General features: G+C 66.3%; 14 protein-coding genes and 1 tRNA gene. 5 read left to right on the top strand and 10 right to left on the bottom strand.

Annotated elements, in window-relative coordinates; genetic code table 11:
* Positions 1-13: 13 nt before the first annotated feature.
* The 3 genes from ACETPF_RS00500 to ACETPF_RS00490 all read right to left on the bottom strand — a co-directional run bounded on the left by ACETPF_RS00500 (position 14) and on the right by ACETPF_RS00490 (position 3,984).
* On the bottom strand, positions 14-1,642 hold the full coding sequence (locus ACETPF_RS00500; protein ID WP_373932315.1) for a phytoene desaturase family protein: 1,629 nt from the start codon (positions 1,640-1,642) through the stop codon (positions 14-16).
* 4 nt (positions 1,643-1,646) lie between these two features.
* The gene (locus ACETPF_RS00495) at positions 1,647-2,933 is read right to left on the bottom strand and encodes an aromatic ring-hydroxylating oxygenase subunit alpha (protein WP_373932314.1); all 1,287 of its coding nucleotides are present in this window, start codon (positions 2,931-2,933) and stop codon (positions 1,647-1,649) included.
* A gap of 61 nt (positions 2,934-2,994) precedes the next feature.
* Complete coding sequence (locus tag ACETPF_RS00490; protein WP_373932313.1) at positions 2,995-3,984, bottom strand: bile acid:sodium symporter family protein; 990 nt, start codon at positions 3,982-3,984, stop codon at positions 2,995-2,997.
* Between the two features lie 100 nt (positions 3,985-4,084).
* On the opposite strand from ACETPF_RS00490, the gene ACETPF_RS00485 reads away from it, so the two are divergent.
* Positions 4,085-4,843 carry an enoyl-CoA hydratase-related protein gene (locus ACETPF_RS00485; protein ID WP_373932312.1) on the top strand — a complete coding sequence of 253 codons (759 nt, stop codon included), beginning with the start codon at positions 4,085-4,087 and terminating at the stop codon, positions 4,841-4,843.
* 51 nt (positions 4,844-4,894) lie between these two features.
* Here the strand turns inward: ACETPF_RS00485 and ACETPF_RS00480 are convergent, their stop codons facing one another.
* The gene (locus tag ACETPF_RS00480; RefSeq protein WP_373932311.1) at positions 4,895-5,206 is read right to left on the bottom strand and encodes a hypothetical protein; all 312 of its coding nucleotides are present in this window, start codon (positions 5,204-5,206) and stop codon (positions 4,895-4,897) included.
* 85 nt (positions 5,207-5,291) lie between these two features.
* Positions 5,292-5,792 (bottom strand): MarR family winged helix-turn-helix transcriptional regulator, encoded by a 501-nt coding sequence (locus ACETPF_RS00475; protein WP_373932310.1) that lies wholly within the window; start codon positions 5,790-5,792, stop codon positions 5,292-5,294.
* 129 nt (positions 5,793-5,921) lie between these two features.
* Between ACETPF_RS00475 and ACETPF_RS00470 the strand changes: the two genes are divergently transcribed.
* Positions 5,922-5,996: transfer RNA gene (locus ACETPF_RS00470), tRNA-Gln, on the top strand.
* A 212-nt stretch (positions 5,997-6,208) separates the two neighbouring features.
* Positions 6,209-8,485, top strand: a complete 2,277-nt coding sequence (locus ACETPF_RS00465; RefSeq protein ID WP_373932309.1) for a glycoside hydrolase family 3 N-terminal domain-containing protein — start codon at positions 6,209-6,211, stop codon at positions 8,483-8,485.
* Between the two features lie 854 nt (positions 8,486-9,339).
* Here ACETPF_RS00465 and ACETPF_RS00460 read toward each other — a convergent pair.
* A complete protein-coding gene (locus ACETPF_RS00460; protein ID WP_373932308.1) occupies positions 9,340-9,762 on the bottom strand; it encodes a sugar transporter in 423 nt (140 codons plus the stop codon).
* A gap of 87 nt (positions 9,763-9,849) precedes the next feature.
* On the opposite strand from ACETPF_RS00460, the gene ACETPF_RS00455 reads away from it, so the two are divergent.
* On the top strand, positions 9,850-10,353 hold the full coding sequence (locus ACETPF_RS00455; RefSeq protein WP_373932307.1) for a 2'-5' RNA ligase family protein: 504 nt from the start codon (positions 9,850-9,852) through the stop codon (positions 10,351-10,353).
* Here the strand turns inward: ACETPF_RS00455 and ACETPF_RS00450 are convergent.
* The 3 genes from ACETPF_RS00450 to ACETPF_RS00440 all read right to left on the bottom strand — a co-directional run bounded on the left by ACETPF_RS00450 (position 10,350) and on the right by ACETPF_RS00440 (position 15,104).
* Positions 10,350-11,576, bottom strand: a complete 1,227-nt coding sequence (locus tag ACETPF_RS00450; RefSeq protein ID WP_373932306.1) for an NAD(P)/FAD-dependent oxidoreductase — start codon at positions 11,574-11,576, stop codon at positions 10,350-10,352. The two genes, ACETPF_RS00455 and ACETPF_RS00450, sit on opposite strands and share 4 nt — an antisense overlap.
* A 70-nt stretch (positions 11,577-11,646) precedes the next feature.
* On the bottom strand, positions 11,647-13,401 hold the full coding sequence (locus ACETPF_RS00445; RefSeq protein WP_373932305.1) for a hypothetical protein: 1,755 nt from the start codon (positions 13,399-13,401) through the stop codon (positions 11,647-11,649).
* The gene (locus ACETPF_RS00440; protein ID WP_373932304.1) at positions 13,398-15,104 is read right to left on the bottom strand and encodes an Hsp70 family protein; all 1,707 of its coding nucleotides are present in this window, start codon (positions 15,102-15,104) and stop codon (positions 13,398-13,400) included. The genes ACETPF_RS00445 and ACETPF_RS00440 overlap by 4 nt, the downstream gene beginning before the upstream one ends.
* A gap of 141 nt (positions 15,105-15,245) precedes the next feature.
* Here ACETPF_RS00440 and purU point away from each other — a divergent pair, with 141 nt between their 5' ends.
* The gene (purU, locus tag ACETPF_RS00435) at positions 15,246-16,100 is read left to right on the top strand and encodes a formyltetrahydrofolate deformylase (RefSeq protein ID WP_373932303.1); all 855 of its coding nucleotides are present in this window, start codon (positions 15,246-15,248) and stop codon (positions 16,098-16,100) included.
* 4 nt (positions 16,101-16,104) lie between these two features.
* Here purU and ACETPF_RS00430 read toward each other — a convergent pair whose 3' ends face one another.
* Positions 16,105-16,620 carry a hypothetical protein gene (locus ACETPF_RS00430; protein WP_373932302.1) on the bottom strand — a complete coding sequence of 172 codons (516 nt, stop codon included), beginning with the start codon at positions 16,618-16,620 and terminating at the stop codon, positions 16,105-16,107.
* Positions 16,621-16,717: the final 97 nt, after the last annotated feature.

The raw sequence follows: 16,717 nt of genomic DNA, 5'->3' as shown, positions 1-16,717 counted from the left end.
CGCGTCGGGCCGGCTATGGTCTTCCCCGGCCTTCGCGGGCGCTCCGCCATCGCCCCAACAGCGTCCCGTCCTTCAACACCGCCCGCGCCGCATTATGCCCCGGCGCGCCGGTCACGCCGCCGCCCGGATGCGTCCCCGCGCCGCACATATAGAGGCCCTTCACCGGCCCGCGATAGGCGCCATGGCCCAGCACCGGGCGCGCGGCCCACATCTGGTCCAGCGTCAGATTGCCGTGCATGATGTCGCCGCCGACCAGCCCGAACTTGCGCTCCAGGTCCAGCGGCGAGTGGATCTGCCGCGCGATCACGCTCTTGGCGAAACCCGGCGCATGGGCCTCCACCGTCGCGATGATCGCGTCCGCCGCCGCCTCGCGCTCGTCGTCCCAACTTCGTCCGTCGGGCAACTCCGGCGCGAACTGCTGGCAGAACAGGCTGGCGACATGACAGCCCTCGGGCGCCAGACTGTCGTCGATGGTCGACGGGATCAGCATCTCGACGATCGGTGCCTTCGACCATCCGTCGCGCTTCGCGTCGATGAAAGCGCGATCCATATAATCGAGCGTCGGCGCGATGATGATGCCCGACCTATGATGCTCGCCCACGCCCGGCAGGCAGGCGAAATCGGGGAGGGCGGACAGCGCGACATTCATGCGGAATGTGCCTGACCCCGCTTTGAACGTCTTGATCCGCTTCACGAAATCACCGGGCAAATCGGCCGCATCCATCAACCGCTCGTAAAGCAGCTTGGGCCCGACATTGGCGATGACCGTGCGGCCCATCACCTCTTCGCCGCTTTCCAGCCGCACGCCGACGGCGCGCGCGCCATCCACCAGCACCCGCGCCACCGGAGCGTCGAGGCTGATCTCCACCCCCATGGCGGTCACGACCTTCGCCATGATCTGCGTGATCGCCCCCATGCCGCCGACGCAATGGCCCCACGCGCCCTTCGTGCCGTTCACCTCGCCGAACACATGATGCAACAGCACATAGGCGCTGCCCGGCGTATCGGGCGAGGCGTAATTGCCGACCACCGCGTCGAAGCCGAATGCCGCCTTCACCGCCTCGCTCTCGAACCAGCCGTCCAGGAAGGATCGCGCCGACTTGGTGAACAGGTCCAGCACATCACGCTGTTGCTCTAGGCTGAGCGCCGCGACGCGCCGCCCCTGTTTCAGCGCCTCGACCACCATGGTCATGCCGTCACCGACATTCGGCGGGCTTTTCAGCACCAGGTCGCGCAGCACGTCGGCCACGACTTCCAGCGCGTCATAATAGGCCGGCAGCGCCTCGGCGTCCTTCGCGCTGAACTTCGCGAACTCCGTCCGCGTGCGCGCGAGACCGCCGCCCAGCTTGAGGTAACCGCCATCCTCTGTAGGAAGGAAATTGCTGATCGGCCGCTCGATCACGCGATACCCATGGTTGGCGAGTCTCATGTCGCGGATGACCTTGGGATTGAGCAGGCTGACCGTGTAGCTCGCGGTCGAATTGCGGAAGCCGGGATGGAATTCCTCGGTCACCGCCGCCCCGCCGACGACATCGCGTCGCTCCAGGATCCGCACCTTATATCCCGCCCGCGCCAGGTAGAAGGCGCAGACCAGGCCATTATGCCCGCCTCCAATGATGACGGCGTCATAGGATTTGGTCATTATGTTACCTTCGCCTCTTTAGCCCCTCCCCTTTAGGGGAGGGGTTGGGGTGGGGCCATGCGTCTGGCGCGGGGTTCGGCGTGGGGCACGCCCCCACCCCTCGGTCCCCTCCCTTAAAAGGGAGGGGATGAGAAGAAGACCATCCCGCTCGCGGCGCTTCCCGCAACCGCGCCTCCGGTATCAACCCGCGCACCCGCGCGCAGAAATGCCGCAGCGCCACCTCCTGCTCGCTGAGCGGCCCCACGGTAAAACTCCACGACGCCATCCCTGCCTGCACGCGGCTCACCAGTGCGGTGTCCTCGGCATTGACCTGCCGGTTGATGCGCCAGTTGAGGTAGCGCGCCGCCTTCATCTCACGCCGGGCGTCGGGCAGCGCATAGCTGATCTCGCGGATCAGCGTCTGTGTCGGCGAGACCGGCAGCCAGGCCATGAAATCCACCTGATCGGGGTAGATGTCGAAGGCGAAATTGGGCCACAGCTTGAAATAGGTCCACAGCCGTTGCCGATCTGCCGGTAGATGCGGCACGGCGGGCAGGAAATGCTGGTAGGCGCGCTCCGACAGGTTGGCGGAGGGCTTGTCGACGATCGGCCCCCACATCTTGTCGGCATGGCCCGACGCCGCGACGCCATAGCCGTCGCCCATCAGCCTCTTGAGGCCCGGATGCGCGACCGCGATATGCAGCCCGTCCGAATAATTGTCGCCGATATTCTTCCAGTTCACGGCGCGAGGCCGCAGCGGCACGCGCCCGAGCGCCCGCAATTCGGGGAAGCGATAATGCGCGATCTCCGCCGCGTAGGGGGCCATCATCTCCGCGACCGAAGGCCCGTCCTCATCCTCCAGCCGCACGAACAGGAAGCCCTGCCAGCTTTCGACCGACACCGGGGCCAGCCCATGCGCCGCCACGTCGAACCCCGCGCCATAGCTCGCCTTCATCGGCACGCCGGTCAGCCGCCCGTCGGTCGCATAGGTCCAGCCATGATAGGGGCAGACCAGCTTCTTCGCGCAACCGCTTGCGCCATCCACGATCCGCGCGCCGCGATGCCGGCAGACATTGGTGAAGCCGCGAGCGACGCCATCCTCGCCCCGGATCAGGAGGATATTTTCGCTCAGAAAATCAAAGGTCTGATAGTCACCGATGTTGGCGATATCGCTTTCATGGCAGACGATCTGCCAGGCCGGGCGAAAGATGCGCTCGACCTCCGCCGCGAAAAAATCGGGGTCGCGATAGGTCCAGGCCGGCAGGCTCCATCCCGCATCGGCATCATGACCCTGTTCGCTTCCCCCATTCATCGGACCGCCCCCAGCCGCAGATATTTTTACGCTCGTATAACAGCCGCCGATTGATGTCGAATCAGTTGTCCAGCTCGCTGTCCAAATCCGGGTCGGTCCGCCCCGCATAGCGCCGCGCCAGCACTGCGCAGGCCATCAGCTGAATCTGGTGGAACAGCATGACGGGTAGCAGGATCGGCCCCACCGCGCTCGCCGGAAACAGCACCCCCGCGATCGGCACGCCCGACGCCAGGCTCTTCTTCGACCCGCAGAATTGCAGGACGATGGCGTCCTCCCGCGACAGCCCCATCGCTCGCGCCAGGCCCCAGGTAAGCAGCAGCACCACCGCGAGCAGCCCGACGCACCATCCCGCCAGCACCGCCAGTTCCGCCGCCGACACCTTGGCCCAAAGTCCTTCGACCACGGCGGCGGAAAAGGCGGCATAGACGACCAGCAGGATCGATCCCCGGTCGACCCGCCCGATCGCCGCCCGGTGCCGCTCGACAAAGCCGCCGATCCACGGCCGCAGCAGATGCCCGATGACGAAGGGCAACAGCAGTTGCAGCACGATCCCTTCGACCGCGCCGATCGATATCAGGCTGCCGTCGCCGCTTCGCTGCATCAGCATCGCAACCAGCAGCGGCGTCGCGACGATGCCGAGCAGGTTGGAGAAGGACGCGCTCACCACTGCCGCTGCCACATTGCCGCGCGCGATCGCGGTAAAGGCGATCGACGACTGCACTGTCGATGGCAGCAATGTCAGGAACAGCAGCCCCGTCCGCATGTCGGCCGGCACCATGCCGCTGTGCGCCACCGCCAGCCCGAGAATCGGGAAAATCACGAAGCTCGTCGCCAGCGTCGCCAGATGCAGCCGCCACGCCGCTGCCCCGCCGACGATCGCCGCACGCGACAATTTGGCTCCGTGCAGGAAAAAAAGCAGCACGATCCCCCCGTCCGCCGCCACGTCCGCGACCCGCGCGCCGACACCGCGCGCAGGCAGAGGCGACGCTAGGGCAACGGTCAGGATCAGCAGCAGCAGGAACGGGTCCAGCGCCTGGCGCAAGCGGCGCATTCTTGTCTCCGATGGGCAATCAGCAAAAATAGGGGGATAGACGCGGGGCGCTGGCTGCGCCAACAACTTCGCCTTGGACCCGCGCAAGGAGAGGCAAGGCGTGACCGACCATATCGTCGTCCAGGATCAGGATGGGGTGATCGAGATTCATATCGACCGCCCGGACAAGAAGAATGCGCTGACGGCGGCCATGTATCGCCGCATGATCGCCGTGCTGGCGGACGCTGCCGCGCGCCCCGATGTCGCCGTGGTGCTGATCGCCGGGCGGGGTGACGCCTTTTGCGCCGGCAACGACCTTAAGGATTTCATGGCGGGTCCGGAGGGCGGGGCCGCCGCCTTCGACTTCATTCGCGCCATCGCCGCCTTCGACAAGCCGGTCGTCGCTGCGGTGCAGGGCCTTGCCGTGGGCGTCGGCACGACGATGCTGTTCCACTGCGACCTGATATACGCCGCGCCCGACGCGCGTTTCGTCATGCCTTTTGTGAATTTGGGGATCGTGCCGGAAGCCGGCTCCAGCCTGATCGCGCCCGCCATGATGGGGCATCCGAAGGCAGCGGCGATGCTGCTGCTGGGCGAGCCAATGGATGCTGAGGGCGCCGACCGTGCAGGGCTCGTCACCGCTATTGTCCCTGCCGACGCGCTGCTGGCCCATGCCCGCGCGAAGGCCGTCGCGCTGGTCGCCAAACCGCCCCACGCGCTCGCCGCGACTCGCCGCCTGATGCGTGGCGACCGTGCCGCGCTCGACGCCCGTATCGAGGAGGAAGCGCGGTTGTTCCGCGACACCATGGCGTCGGCCGAAGCCCAGGAAGCCTTCGCCGCCTTCTTCGAAAAGCGCCCGCCGGTGTTCAAGCGAGCATAACGGCCGGGGCAGCGGACGAGCGCGCCCGCAGGGCGCGCTCGCCATCATTGTTCAGTTCTTGAGGTCGCGGCCCGCATTTTCCAGCGCCTGGCCGGCGTCCCGCTTTGCCTCGGCGCCTTCGCGCTTCGCGTCGGCGGCCGCCCGGTCGGCGGCGGCGTCGACCTTCTCCGCGCCATTGTCGATCGCATCGCCCGCCTTGTCGAGGCCGTTGTCGATCTTCTCGCCGGCGGTATCGACCGCCTGGCTCACGTCATTGCCGATCGAAGCGCCGGCATTTTCGACGCTGTCCTGCGTCTTTTCCGAGCAGGCCGACAGGCCGGTCGCGGCCAGCAATGCGGCGGCGGCGATCAGGGGTGTACGCATGGTGGCTCCTCTTGCCAGTCTATGGAGCCTCATAAGCGCAGGAAGCGGAAGAAGGTTTCGCAGGCTCAACTTTATCTGTGCCGCGTCACCCACCGTGCAGGCCGAATACCATTGATCGTTCGGCTTCCGGGATTAGCCCCTCCAGCACCCGCCAGAAGCCTGTCACCGATCCCTGGCCAGCCAGCGTGTAGGCCGCCGCCATCTTTTCGCGCAGCGCCCGAAACAGCTCTGCCTCCAGCGCCTTGCCTTGCGGGCTGAGCCGAAGCAGCTTCTGCCGCCGGTCGCTCGTCCCCGACCGTGTTTCGATATAGCCGCGCTCGACCAGGTCGCCCAGCACCCGACCCAGCGACTGCTTGGTGATCGCGAGCAGCCGCAGCAATTCCTTCACGGTAAGGTCGGGCTGGCGCGAGATGAAATAGAGCGCGCGATGATGCGCCCGCCCCAGCCCTTGCGCCGCCAGCCCGTCGTCGATCGAGCGGGTAAGCGCCGAATAGCCGAAATAGAGCATCTCGATACCCCGCCTGATCTCGTCCTCGCGCAGGAAGAGGGGAGAGGCGGGAGCGATCTGGGCGTTGGAAACCGACATGAAGATGGATGATCCGGCAAGGGATGACGCGCCCTTATATTGCCGTCATCAAACTATCATGACTAGGCTTTCCTTTCGCCGATGAAGCGCTATAGAGCGTCCCGCGCCGGCGTCCCGCGCTGGCGCTGCTGGGGCGTAGCCAAGCGGTAAGGCAGCGGTTTTTGGTACCGCCATGCGGAGGTTCGAATCCTCCCGCCCCAGCCACATTCAGCTCGGTCGTGGATTTCCCCGCCTCCCGTCGGCCCGCTCGCGGATGAGCGGGACGCGAAATCATAGGTCGGAAGAATATCACCGATCGATCGGCTCGCATCCACCCCTGCCGCCTCCCGACCATAGTTTGCGATGCAACATCATGCGCCATGGTGCGTTGGGTTGGACAAGGTGCGTTCATCCATGGTCCTCTATTTCCGCGCGCGATGAGCATCGACCGACGCGATCTGCTGCTGGGCGCCCTGTCTGGAGCCTTGACCCTCGTCCGCCCTTCGCGCGCCCTTGCCGCCGATGAAGTCGCACGGATCGATGCTCTGATCGCGAAGATGACGCTGGAGGAGAAGGCCGGGCAGATGACCTGCCTTGCCGACAGTTTCCGGCCCTTCAACCCGCCCAATCCGCAGGTCGGCATCCAGGACGAAAAGCGCCTGGCCGATGAAATCCGCCGGGGCCGCGTCGGATGTCTGTTCAACGGCATCGGCGTTGCGGGTGCGCGCCGGGCGCAGGAGATCGCGCTCGAAAAGAGCCGGCTCGGCATCCCGCTGCTGTTCGCGGGCGACGTGATCCATGGCCTTAAGACCATCTTCCCCGTGCCGCTGGCCGAAGCGGCCAGCTTCGATCCCGACCTCTGCCAGCGCACCGCCCGCGCCGCCGCTGTCGAGGCGACCTCTGCCGGCCTGCACCTGACCTTCGCCCCGATGGTCGATGTCGCCCGCGACCAGCGCTGGGGCCGGGTGGTGGAGGGGGCGGGGGAGGACGTGACCCTGACCGGCCTGCTCTCGGCCGCCCGCGTCCGCGGCTTCCACGGCCGCGACCTTCGCCGCGACGACGCGCTGCTCGCCTGCCCCAAGCATTTCGCCGCCTATGGCGCGGTTGCCGCCGGCCTCGAATATGGCAATGTCGACATCAGCGAAGAAACGCTGCGCGAGACCCATCTGCCCCCCTTCGGCAAGGCTTTCGCCGCCGGCGCGCTCACCACCATGGCCGCCTTCAACGAGATCAACGGCGTGCCCGCCACCGCCGACAGCGAACTTCTCACCGACATTCTCCGGGGCGAGATGCAGTTTCGCGGCTTCGTCTTTTCCGACTATACCGCTGACGAGGAACTGGTCGCCCACGGCTTTGCCGAGGATGCGCGCGACGCCGCGCGGCTCGCCGTCCTGGCTGGCGTCGACATGTCGATGCAGAGCGGCCTCTACATCCGCTACCTGCCGGATCTGGTGAAGAGCGGCGCGGTGCCGATGGGCACGATCGACGTCGCGGTGCGCCGCATCCTCTATGTGAAGGCGGCGATCGGCCTGTTCGACAATCCCTATCGCTCGCTCGACGAGGAAGCGGAGCGCACGCGCATCTTCACGCCCGCGCACCGCGCTCTCGCCCGCGAAGCCGCGACCCGCTCGATCGTGCTGCTCAAGAATGAGGGCGACCTGCTCCCCATCGACCCGGCCAAGGGCCAGAAGATCGCGCTGATCGGTCCCTTTGCCGAAGATCGCGACAATCTCTATGGCCCCTGGGCCTTCTACGGCGATCCCGGCGCGGGCGTGGACATTGCCAGCGGCCTGCGCGCCGCGCTGCCCGATCCATCGCGCCTCACCGTCACGCGCGGCTGCGACATCGCCACCCCTATCGAGGGCGGCATAGCCGACGCGGTCGGGGCGGTGAAGGCAGCCGACATCGTCCTCCTAGCTATAGGCGAATCCCAAGCGATGTCGGGCGAGGCCCAGTCCCGCACCGTCATCGAAATTCCCCCTGCGCAGCAGGCGCTGGCCGACGCGATCGCCGCCACGGGCAAGCCCGTCGTCGTCCTGCTGCGCCACGGCCGCGCGCTCGCCCTCCATGGCGGCGTCGCCGACGCGCGCGCGATCCTCGCTACCTGGTTCCTCGGGAGCGAGGCGGGCCATGCCATCGCCGACATTCTGCTGGGGAAGGCCGACCCTTCGGCCAAGCTGCCCGTCAGCTTCCCGTGGGAAAGCGGGCAGGAACCCTTCTTCTACGACCGAAAATCCACCGGCCGCCCGGTGACGGGGGAGGGGCAGACCGAATATAAAGCGCGCTACGCCACCACCGACAACAGCGCGCGCTTCCCCTTCGGCCACGGCCTTGCCTACACCGACTTCGCGCTCGACCAGCTTCGCCTGTCGGACACCGCGCTGCGCTGGGACGCTGCCATCGAAGTCACCGTGCGCGTCACCAACCGGGGCAAGCGCAAGGGCAGCGAGGTCGTGCAACTCTACACCCGCGACCGCGTCGCCAGCCGCACCCGCCCGATCCGCGAACTCAAACGCATCGAGCGCGTGACGCTCTCGCCGGGCGAAAGCAAGACCGTCCGCTTCTCGTTGTCGCGGGTCGATCTGGAATTCGTCGGCGCCCGCAACCAGCGCCTCGCCGAGCCCGGCGCCTTCGACCTCTGGGTCGGCCAGTCGAGCCTGGGCGGGCTAAAGGCCCAATTCACCCTCTACGCCGCGCCGGTGGAGGCGGGGTAGGGGATGGGCAGACTCTCTCGTTCTACGTCATCCCAGCGAAAGCTGGGATCTCATTTTTCTTTCGACCCCATTGTAAGAACAACAGAGACGCCAGCCCTAGCTGGCATGAACTGGAGGTGTTGGCTATTATGTTGCTCATCGTTTTCAATGCCGATAACCAATCCCGATGGTTCATAGATTCCGCCTGACCGTGTGGCTTTCTCTCGCTTGCATTTCCCCGATCTCGTCGGCGAATGAAAAGATATCCCCGCTGCCTTTAGTCAAAGAAAGCCAAAGCGTAGAGATTGCAGGACATGTCTATCGCTACCCTCACCAAGGCGACGCTTTCCCTCGATACTTCGGTAAACCAATGCCGACCGCAGTGGAATTTCGTGTCCCTAATTGGTTCTGGATAGATATTTGGAGCAAGGTCGCGCCTGTTAAGGGGTGGATGGCAGCTGGCGAACGCGAGACCAGTCTTCTTTACCTTACATTACCTAATGACTTGTTTCAGTGGAACGAGCATCATGATGACCTTCGAATACCTCCCGTCAGAGGGCCACTGCAACTCATTGCCGAGAATAAGTCGATGCGGATATGGCGGTCTTCAGATCGAGAGACATCGGCTGGGAACCGCCTTCATATTAATTTTGAGGGTCGAACGGACTTCTACGTAACGTGTAATCAGCAAACGGTCGGAGACTGGTCACGCTCATGTGACATATATTGGAACGATAGTGGTGTTCTTCATCATCTAAGTATAGCTGGAGACTGGGTCGAACATGCACCAGCGGTTGTTTCGGAATACGCACGAGTTGTGAAGGGGACTGACCTTTATCCGTGGCCAACTCCATAAAGGCTACGCTCGCCTGCCCTCACCGCAACACCCGCTTCGCCACCAGCATCCGAGCATAGAGCAACTGCCCGATCGCGATCAGGATCACGACGATCGGGAAGCCCGCCGCCACCACGAACCCCTTCTGCGCGATCAGGTCGGTCGCGCCCAGCGTGTAGCCGAATTGCACCAGCACCGCGATCAGGCTGACGAGGAACAGGCTGGCCGCCGCCGCCTTCTTAACGAGCAGCAGCACCGCGCCCAGCGTTCCCGCACCCACCGCGACCGCATAGACAGCCCATAACCATCCGGGCATTTCGGCAAAGATTCGCGCGCCGACCGGGTCGGTCTTGGCGAGTTCCCCTAGGTCCATGCCATATTGCATCGCAAAGGCCGCTACCCCCATGAGGTTCCAGAGCAGCAGGATGATGCCGATGACAAGGACGACGCGCGGCGTGGACATGGTGAAACCTCCCCTGACGCGGCGGCGAGTCGGTCCCGGGCCGCCCGGCGCGCATCATATACCCGCCGCGCTCGATACGATAGCGTCATGAGCGCGCCGATCATCATCAGCGCGCTGATGGGTCCGGCCGATTTCGCCTGGGCGGACGCGCTGCGCCGCGCGCATTTCCCGCCGGAGCGCAACCATCTCGCCGCGCACATCACTTTGTTTCATCATCTCCCACCCTCTGCGCTGGAGGAGATGACGACCCGGCTCAAGGCGCTCGCCGCCGGCCCGCCGCCCGCTGCCCGCCTGACCGAGGTGATGCTGCTGAGGCGCGGCGTCGCCTTCCGCATCGACAGCCCGGCACTGCTCGCGATACGCGATGATCTGGCGGACGCTTTCGCTGGCCTCCTGACCCCGCAGGACCAGGCCCGCCCGCGCCTCCACGTCACCGTCCAGAACAAGGTCGATCCCGCGACGGCGAAGGTGCTCGCGCAAGACCTCCGCCGCGACTTCCGCCCCCGCCCGCTTGCCATCGCCGGCCTCGCCGCCTGGCACTATCGCGACGGCCCATGGGAGCTGGCGGCGAAGGCGATGTTCCGGGGTTAGGCCAGCCCCACTTCCTTCAGTGGCACGCTCGCGTCAGCCAGCTGCGCCACGTCCAGCGCCGCGCCCGACAGCACATGGGCGCGGCCCTGCACATAATCCTTGACCGCATTGACGCAATCGAACGCGATCACCTTGCCGCCCTTCAGATACACGATCGAAAAGCTGCGCGTCGCCGGATCGCCGCGCAATACCGTCTGGTCGAACCCGGTCGACAGGCCTACCGTCTGGAGCTTCAGATCATATTGGTTGGACCAGAACCAGGGCACCGCATCATAAGGCTCTTCCTTGCCCAATATGTGCGCCACGGCGGTCTTGGCCTGGTCGTTCGCATTCTGCACCGACTCGATCCGCATCGTCGCTCCGCCGGCGAAGCGGTTGGCGTGTGCCGCGCAATCGCCCACGGCATAGATGTCGGGCAGGCTGGTGCGGCAATATTCGTCGACGTCCACGCCATTGCCGCCCGCCGCGCCCGCGGTGATCAGCGGCCCGGTTTCGGGGATGATGCCGATGCCCACGATCACCATGTCGGTCGCGATCCGCTCGCCATCCGCCATCAGCACGGCGGTTGCCTTGCCGTCCGTCACCTCGATGCAATCCATCCGCGCGCCGGTCCTCAGGTCCACGCCATGCGCGCGGTGCTCGGCTTCGTAGAAGCGCGACAATTCCTCGCCCGCGACCCGCGCCAGCACCCGGTCCAGCGCCTCCAGCAGCACGACCTGCTTGCCGAACTTGGACAGCACCGCCGCCGCCTCCAGCCCGATATAGCCGCCGCCCACGATCGTCACATGGCTGATGTTGTCGAGCTGCGCCATCATCGCGTCGACATCGTCCCGCCGCCGCACGCCATGGACATTGGGCGCGTCCGCGCCGTTGCAGGTCAGCCGGCGCGGGCTGCCGCCGGTGCACCAGATCAGCTTGCCATAGCCGATCTCTTCATCGCCCACGGTCACGAACTTGGCCGTCGGATCGACGCTCTTCACCCGCTTGCCCAGCAGCATGTCGATATTGCGCTCGGCCCAGAAGGCGGCGGGGCGAATGAGGATGCGCTCGAACGTCTTTTCGCCCGCGAAATATTCCTTGGACAGCGGGGGCCGCTCATAGGGCGGGTCTTTCTCATCGCCGATCATGCCGACGCTGCCTTCGAAGCCCGCCTGCCGCAGCGCGATCCCCGCCTGCGCCCCCGCATGGCCCGCGCCCACGATCAGAACGTCATAATAGCTCATTCCTGCCGATCCTCTCCATGTCCGACGCGCGCTGCTTGGCGGTTTTTAGGAGCGGGCGCAAGGCTCGCCGCTACAGCCGGGGCAGCAAAGCGGCTCTCTCCTCAGCTCTTGCGTCCAGCGTCGCGCTCAGCAGCGCGATCTGTGTCAGGCACTGCGTCCGATCGTCGCCGATGTTGCGAAACGCATCGCTGACCTGGTCGATGCCAAGGCCGGACCGCTCCACCACCTGCGCCACGATCTCGCCCGGAATGGTGAAGCTGCCGCGCACATCGGGCGGGTTGGGATTGCCCGGCATGGCAAGGACCAGATCGGCGATGTCGGGGCGCAGCTTCTCCCGCTTGGCCGCAGGCACCAGCGAAGCCTCGGCCAATCCTCCACGCCGGAACATCGCCGTGCATTGGCGCCAGTGTTCGCCCTTCAGCAGCCGTGCCTCGCTCAGCCGATGGCGCTGCAACGCGGTCAGCGCCTCGCCGCCGGCCTCCCGCGCCAGCAGCGCGTAGCGCTCGCGCATCAGACCCTCCATCGTGTCGACATATTGGGCTTGGGTGCGACCCATGTCGAGCCCGGTTCGCCAGTTGCTTTCGAACAGCTGATAGACCAAAGGCGCGCGCGTCCGCAGCGCGTCGATCGTCATGTCGGGACCAAGCGCCCGTCGCACCGCCGCCTCCATGTCCGCCTCAACATCGCCGAGCCCGCCGGGCACGCGCGGCGCGACCGCCACAAGCGGCGCACCGGCCCCGCCGATCTGCACCGGGGTCTTTTGCTCGTTCGGATGATAGACGCTGGTCGCGATACGCGCGATCAGCTGCAACGCGAAGAAGGCGCCGATTGCCATCGTCCACCACCGGATCGGCCGCTCGTTATGCGCTTCCCAGAGCGCGATGCGGTGCCAGTTCAGCCGCTGTTCGACCTCGGGATAGTCGCGCCGGATGGTGCCGATCAATTCGTTGATCTTGTCGCCCTGCCACCACAGCGCGCGTCCCTGGCCGACGCGCGTCGGCTTCGACAGTTGCTTCCAAGCCCCGTGCAGCGGATGTCCCTTCTGCTGGACGGCGTCCGCGAACCGATCGGACGCCAGCCGCCGGTTGATGAAATCGATCGCGCGCGGCGCGTCGATCTGCCCTTCGCGCGCGCTCCAGCCGAACAGCGCCGCCGCATGACCGAGCAGGGGGTGAGATCGCGGCCATGCGCCCGCCAAGATATGGGAGAGCCACTCCTCCAACCTGGCGTGAAGGTCGATTGCGCCTTGCTGCGCGTCGTCGTTCAGCCGGTCGATCAGCGCGATCCCCCGGTCGATCTCGTCCCCCCGCATCGGCTCGTCCTGCGACTCCGCGTCCGGGTCGGGGTAGAGCAGGGCATGGAGCGCATGGTCGGGGCGGCCGGGATCATACTGTATCTCGGCATGGGGCGCGGTCACCGGGCTCCACCAGATCGGCCCCGCCTGCACATCGCTGGCATCGTCCTGCCCAGCCGACCGGACATTCGGCGCGAGATCGGCGACGGACCACGGCGCCTCGATCGCCTGCTCGACCGAAACCGTCCCGCCCTGCTCCAGCGACAGGGCAGGCGGGCCCATCGGCGGCGCCGGGCAGGCCAGCACTACCTCTATGCCGGGCGAGGGGGCAGCCTCGGCTGGATCGGCCACATCGGTTGTAACATCGGCCTCCGCCAGCGCCAGGTCGCGCGCCGCACGCAGCGCGGCGAACCCGTCCCGGTCGGCGTCGGGATCGATCGCCTTCAGCCTCGCTGCATAGGCGCTGCGGATCGCGCGCTTGTCGTCGGTCGGGGCAATAGCCAGCAGCCGCCATGCCGCCGCCGGGGTCACAGCCCATAATCCTGTTCGATGAGGTCGAGATTGTGCAGCAACAGTCGCCGCTCCTCAACGATCAACCGGTGATCCTGCGTCGTCAGCACCGATTCAAAGCGCGTGATCCACTGGCCGATCGCCTCGCGCCGCTCGCCGATGAACGCTTCATAGGCTTTGCGCGCGCGGCTCAGGGCCGCGACATTCTCCATCGCCTCGCGCGGGTGGAATTTCAGCGCGGCCAGCTTCGCGCGCCGTGCCTCGAAATCCCGGTCCGCCTTTTTGTCGCCTTCATCCACGATCACGAGATTGCGGGTCTGCCCCGTCTCGGGCACCACCACATCCACCTCAAGCAAGCCGCTGCTGTCATAGCTGAACCGGCAATCGACCACCACCTCGCCGGCGGGGCGTGGGGGCACCGGAATGCTGATCGACCCCAGCAGCACGTTGGACGCCACATCGCGCGATTCGCCCTGATAGATGCCGAATTCGATATGGCGCTGATTGTCGCCCAGCGTGCGATAGCTTTCGACCCGGCTGACCGGGATCGGCGTGTTGCGCTCGATGATCGGCGAAAACAGCCCGTGATGCAGGTTGCCGCGCGCGTCCCGCTCGCTGTGGTTCACACCCAGGGTGAAGGGGCACACATCGGTCAGCCGGATTTCGTCCAGCGCCGCGTCGCGCGCGAGCAGCCCCGCCTGCACGGCCGCGCCGAGCGCTACGGCATGGTCGGGATGGACGCTGCTGTTGGGGAAACGGCCGAACATCCGCGTGATCGCCCGCCGGACGATCGGCATGCGGGTCGCGCCGCCCACCAGCACGACCTCGCTCAGCGTCTTGACGTCGATATCGGAGTCCCGCAGCGACCGCAGCACCGGGTCGCGCAGCCGCGTCACCAGCGCCTGCGCCTGTTCTTCGAACGCGCGCGCGGTGATCATGGCGCGACGCTGCTCGCCGCCTACCGTCAGCATGAACGGCGCCTCGTCCGCCACCGACAGCGCTCGCTTTGTCTGCTCGGCCGCCGCGCGCAGCCGCGCCTCGACAAGATGCGGCGCGTCCTGCGCCAGCCGCCCCTCGGGATCGACGAGCGGACGCGCCATGGCGACCAGGCAGTCGTTGAAATCGTCACCGCCCAGATGATTGTCGCCCGCCGAAGCACGCACTTCGACAATGCCGTCGAACATCTCGACGATCGACACGTCGAACGTGCCGCCGCCCAGGTCGAACACCAGAAAAGGCTCATGCTCGGCCCGCGAATGGACGCCAAAGGCGAGCGCGGCGGCGGTTGGCTCGTTGATGAGCCGCCGCACCACCAGCCCCGCCAGTTCGCCCGCCTGTCGTGTCGCTTTGCGCTGCCGGTCGTTGAAATAGGCCGGCACGGTGATGACGGCATCGGTGATCGGCTCACCGCAAAAGGCTTCGGCATCGGCCTTGATCGTGCGCAGTACGAAGGCGGAAAGCTCCTCGGGGCTGTAGCTGTGCCGCCCCATCTGCGCGCGACTCTGCGTTCCCATATAGCGTTTGAAGCTGGCGACGGTACGATCGGGATCGGTGGTCTGCCGGTCGCGCGCCGCCGCCCCGACATGGATCGTCCCGTCCTCGTCGACGCTCACCACCGACGGCGTCAGCCATTCGCCGAGCGCATTGGGCACCAACTGAGGCGCCCCCTCGCGCCAGATCGCCGCCGCGCTGTTCGTCGTCCCCAAATCAATTCCGAGAATCATTCGTCCCCCCGCGCGGCAGATTTACGCAGCCCGCCCGCAAATGCCACAACCCATTGATCCCGGACGCGCCCTGATCGAGCCACGTTGCAACCCGCCCCCACTCTGCGCTAGGCGCGGGCCGGATCGAGCGAGCGGGGACGCATGGAAAGCTGCACATTGACCCTTCAATGCGACGACCGGCCAGGTCTGGTCGCGGCGGTGGCGGGCTGTCTCGCGGCGCAGGGCGGCAACATCGTGGAAGCGGCGCAATATAATGACCGCGAAAGCGACCGCTTCTTCATGCGGGTCGAATTCGACATTCCCTCCGAACGCCATCTGCTCGACCTGTGCGACAGCTTCGGCACGGTCGCGCGACCGGCGGCGATGCAGTGGAAGATCCGCCGCAACGCCCGGCTGCCCAAAGTCCTGCTGCTGGTCAGCAAGTTCGACCATTGCCTCGGCGATCTGCTCTACCGCAACCGCATCGGCGAACTCGACATGGAGATTGTCGGCATCGTCGGCAATCATCCCGCGAACGCCCTGTCGGTCGCGGTGCCGGCCGACATCCCCTATCATCACCTGCCCGTCACCCCCGACACGAAGCCCGCGCAGGAAGCGCGCATTAAGGCGCTCGTCGGCGAAAGCGGCGCGGAACTCGTCGTCCTTGCCCGCTACATGCAGATATTGTCGGACGATCTCGCCGCCTTCCTCGCGGGTCGCTGCATCAACATCCATCACAGCTTCCTGCCGGGTTTCAAGGGGGCGCGGCCCTACCATCAGGCGCACCGGCGCGGGGTGAAGATGATCGGCGCGACCGCCCATTATGTCACCGCCGACCTCGATGAAGGGCCGATCATCCATCAGGATGTCGAGCCGGTCACCCATGCCGATTCGCCCGACGACATGGTCCGCAAGGGGCGCGACATCGAACGGCGGGTGCTGGCCGAAGCGGTGCGGCTGCATCTTCAGGACCGGGTGCTGCTGAACGGCGCGCGGACGGTGATCTTCCGCAGTTAAGCGTTCAGCCGTTCCGCCAAGCCTCCAGCGCCTTGTCATAGGCGCGCCGCGCCTTCGCCACCGCCGCTTCCAGCCGCTCCTGCTCCCGCTGGCTCTCCCGCCGCAACCTGGCGATTTCCGCCACGATCCGCGCGCGCTCGGCCTCCAGCCGTTCCAGCGCGTCCTCCCGCTCCCCCTGCCAATCGGCCAGTTCCCGCTCGGCCGCTCGCAGCCCGTCGCGGCTGGGCCTAGGCGGGGCAGGAGCCTTCGCCTTGCCCCGCGACCGGGACGTGACCGGGCGGGCAGGGGGCTCGGCCGAGGCTAGGTGTTCGCTCACGCTGCCGCGCGCACGCTTGATGACGACGACGGGCTGGCCAAGCGGCGCTTCCATCAGCGCCGCGTCGGTCACTTCCTCCGCCGCGCCGCGCGCGAACAGATTGGCGTCGGCACCCCATGCCGCCAGCGCCGCCTTGCGGCTGGGCGCCGCGACATAGGCGTCGTGAAAGCCGATCGGCGTGCGGAAGACCTTGAGACGCGGCATGACGGATGTGAAACGCCGCATCACCGTCGCGGCTCCGCCAGTAACATGGATTAGCGGCCGGGCGATCTCGCAAGGGGCGCGGGAACCGCGCCTTCAT

Source organism: Sphingobium agrisoli, from assembly GCF_041877245.1.
Classification (GTDB): Bacteria; Pseudomonadota; Alphaproteobacteria; order Sphingomonadales; family Sphingomonadaceae; genus Sphingobium.
Note: the sequence above shows the minus strand (reverse complement) of the source record. Positions and strands in the feature narration are given on the sequence as shown.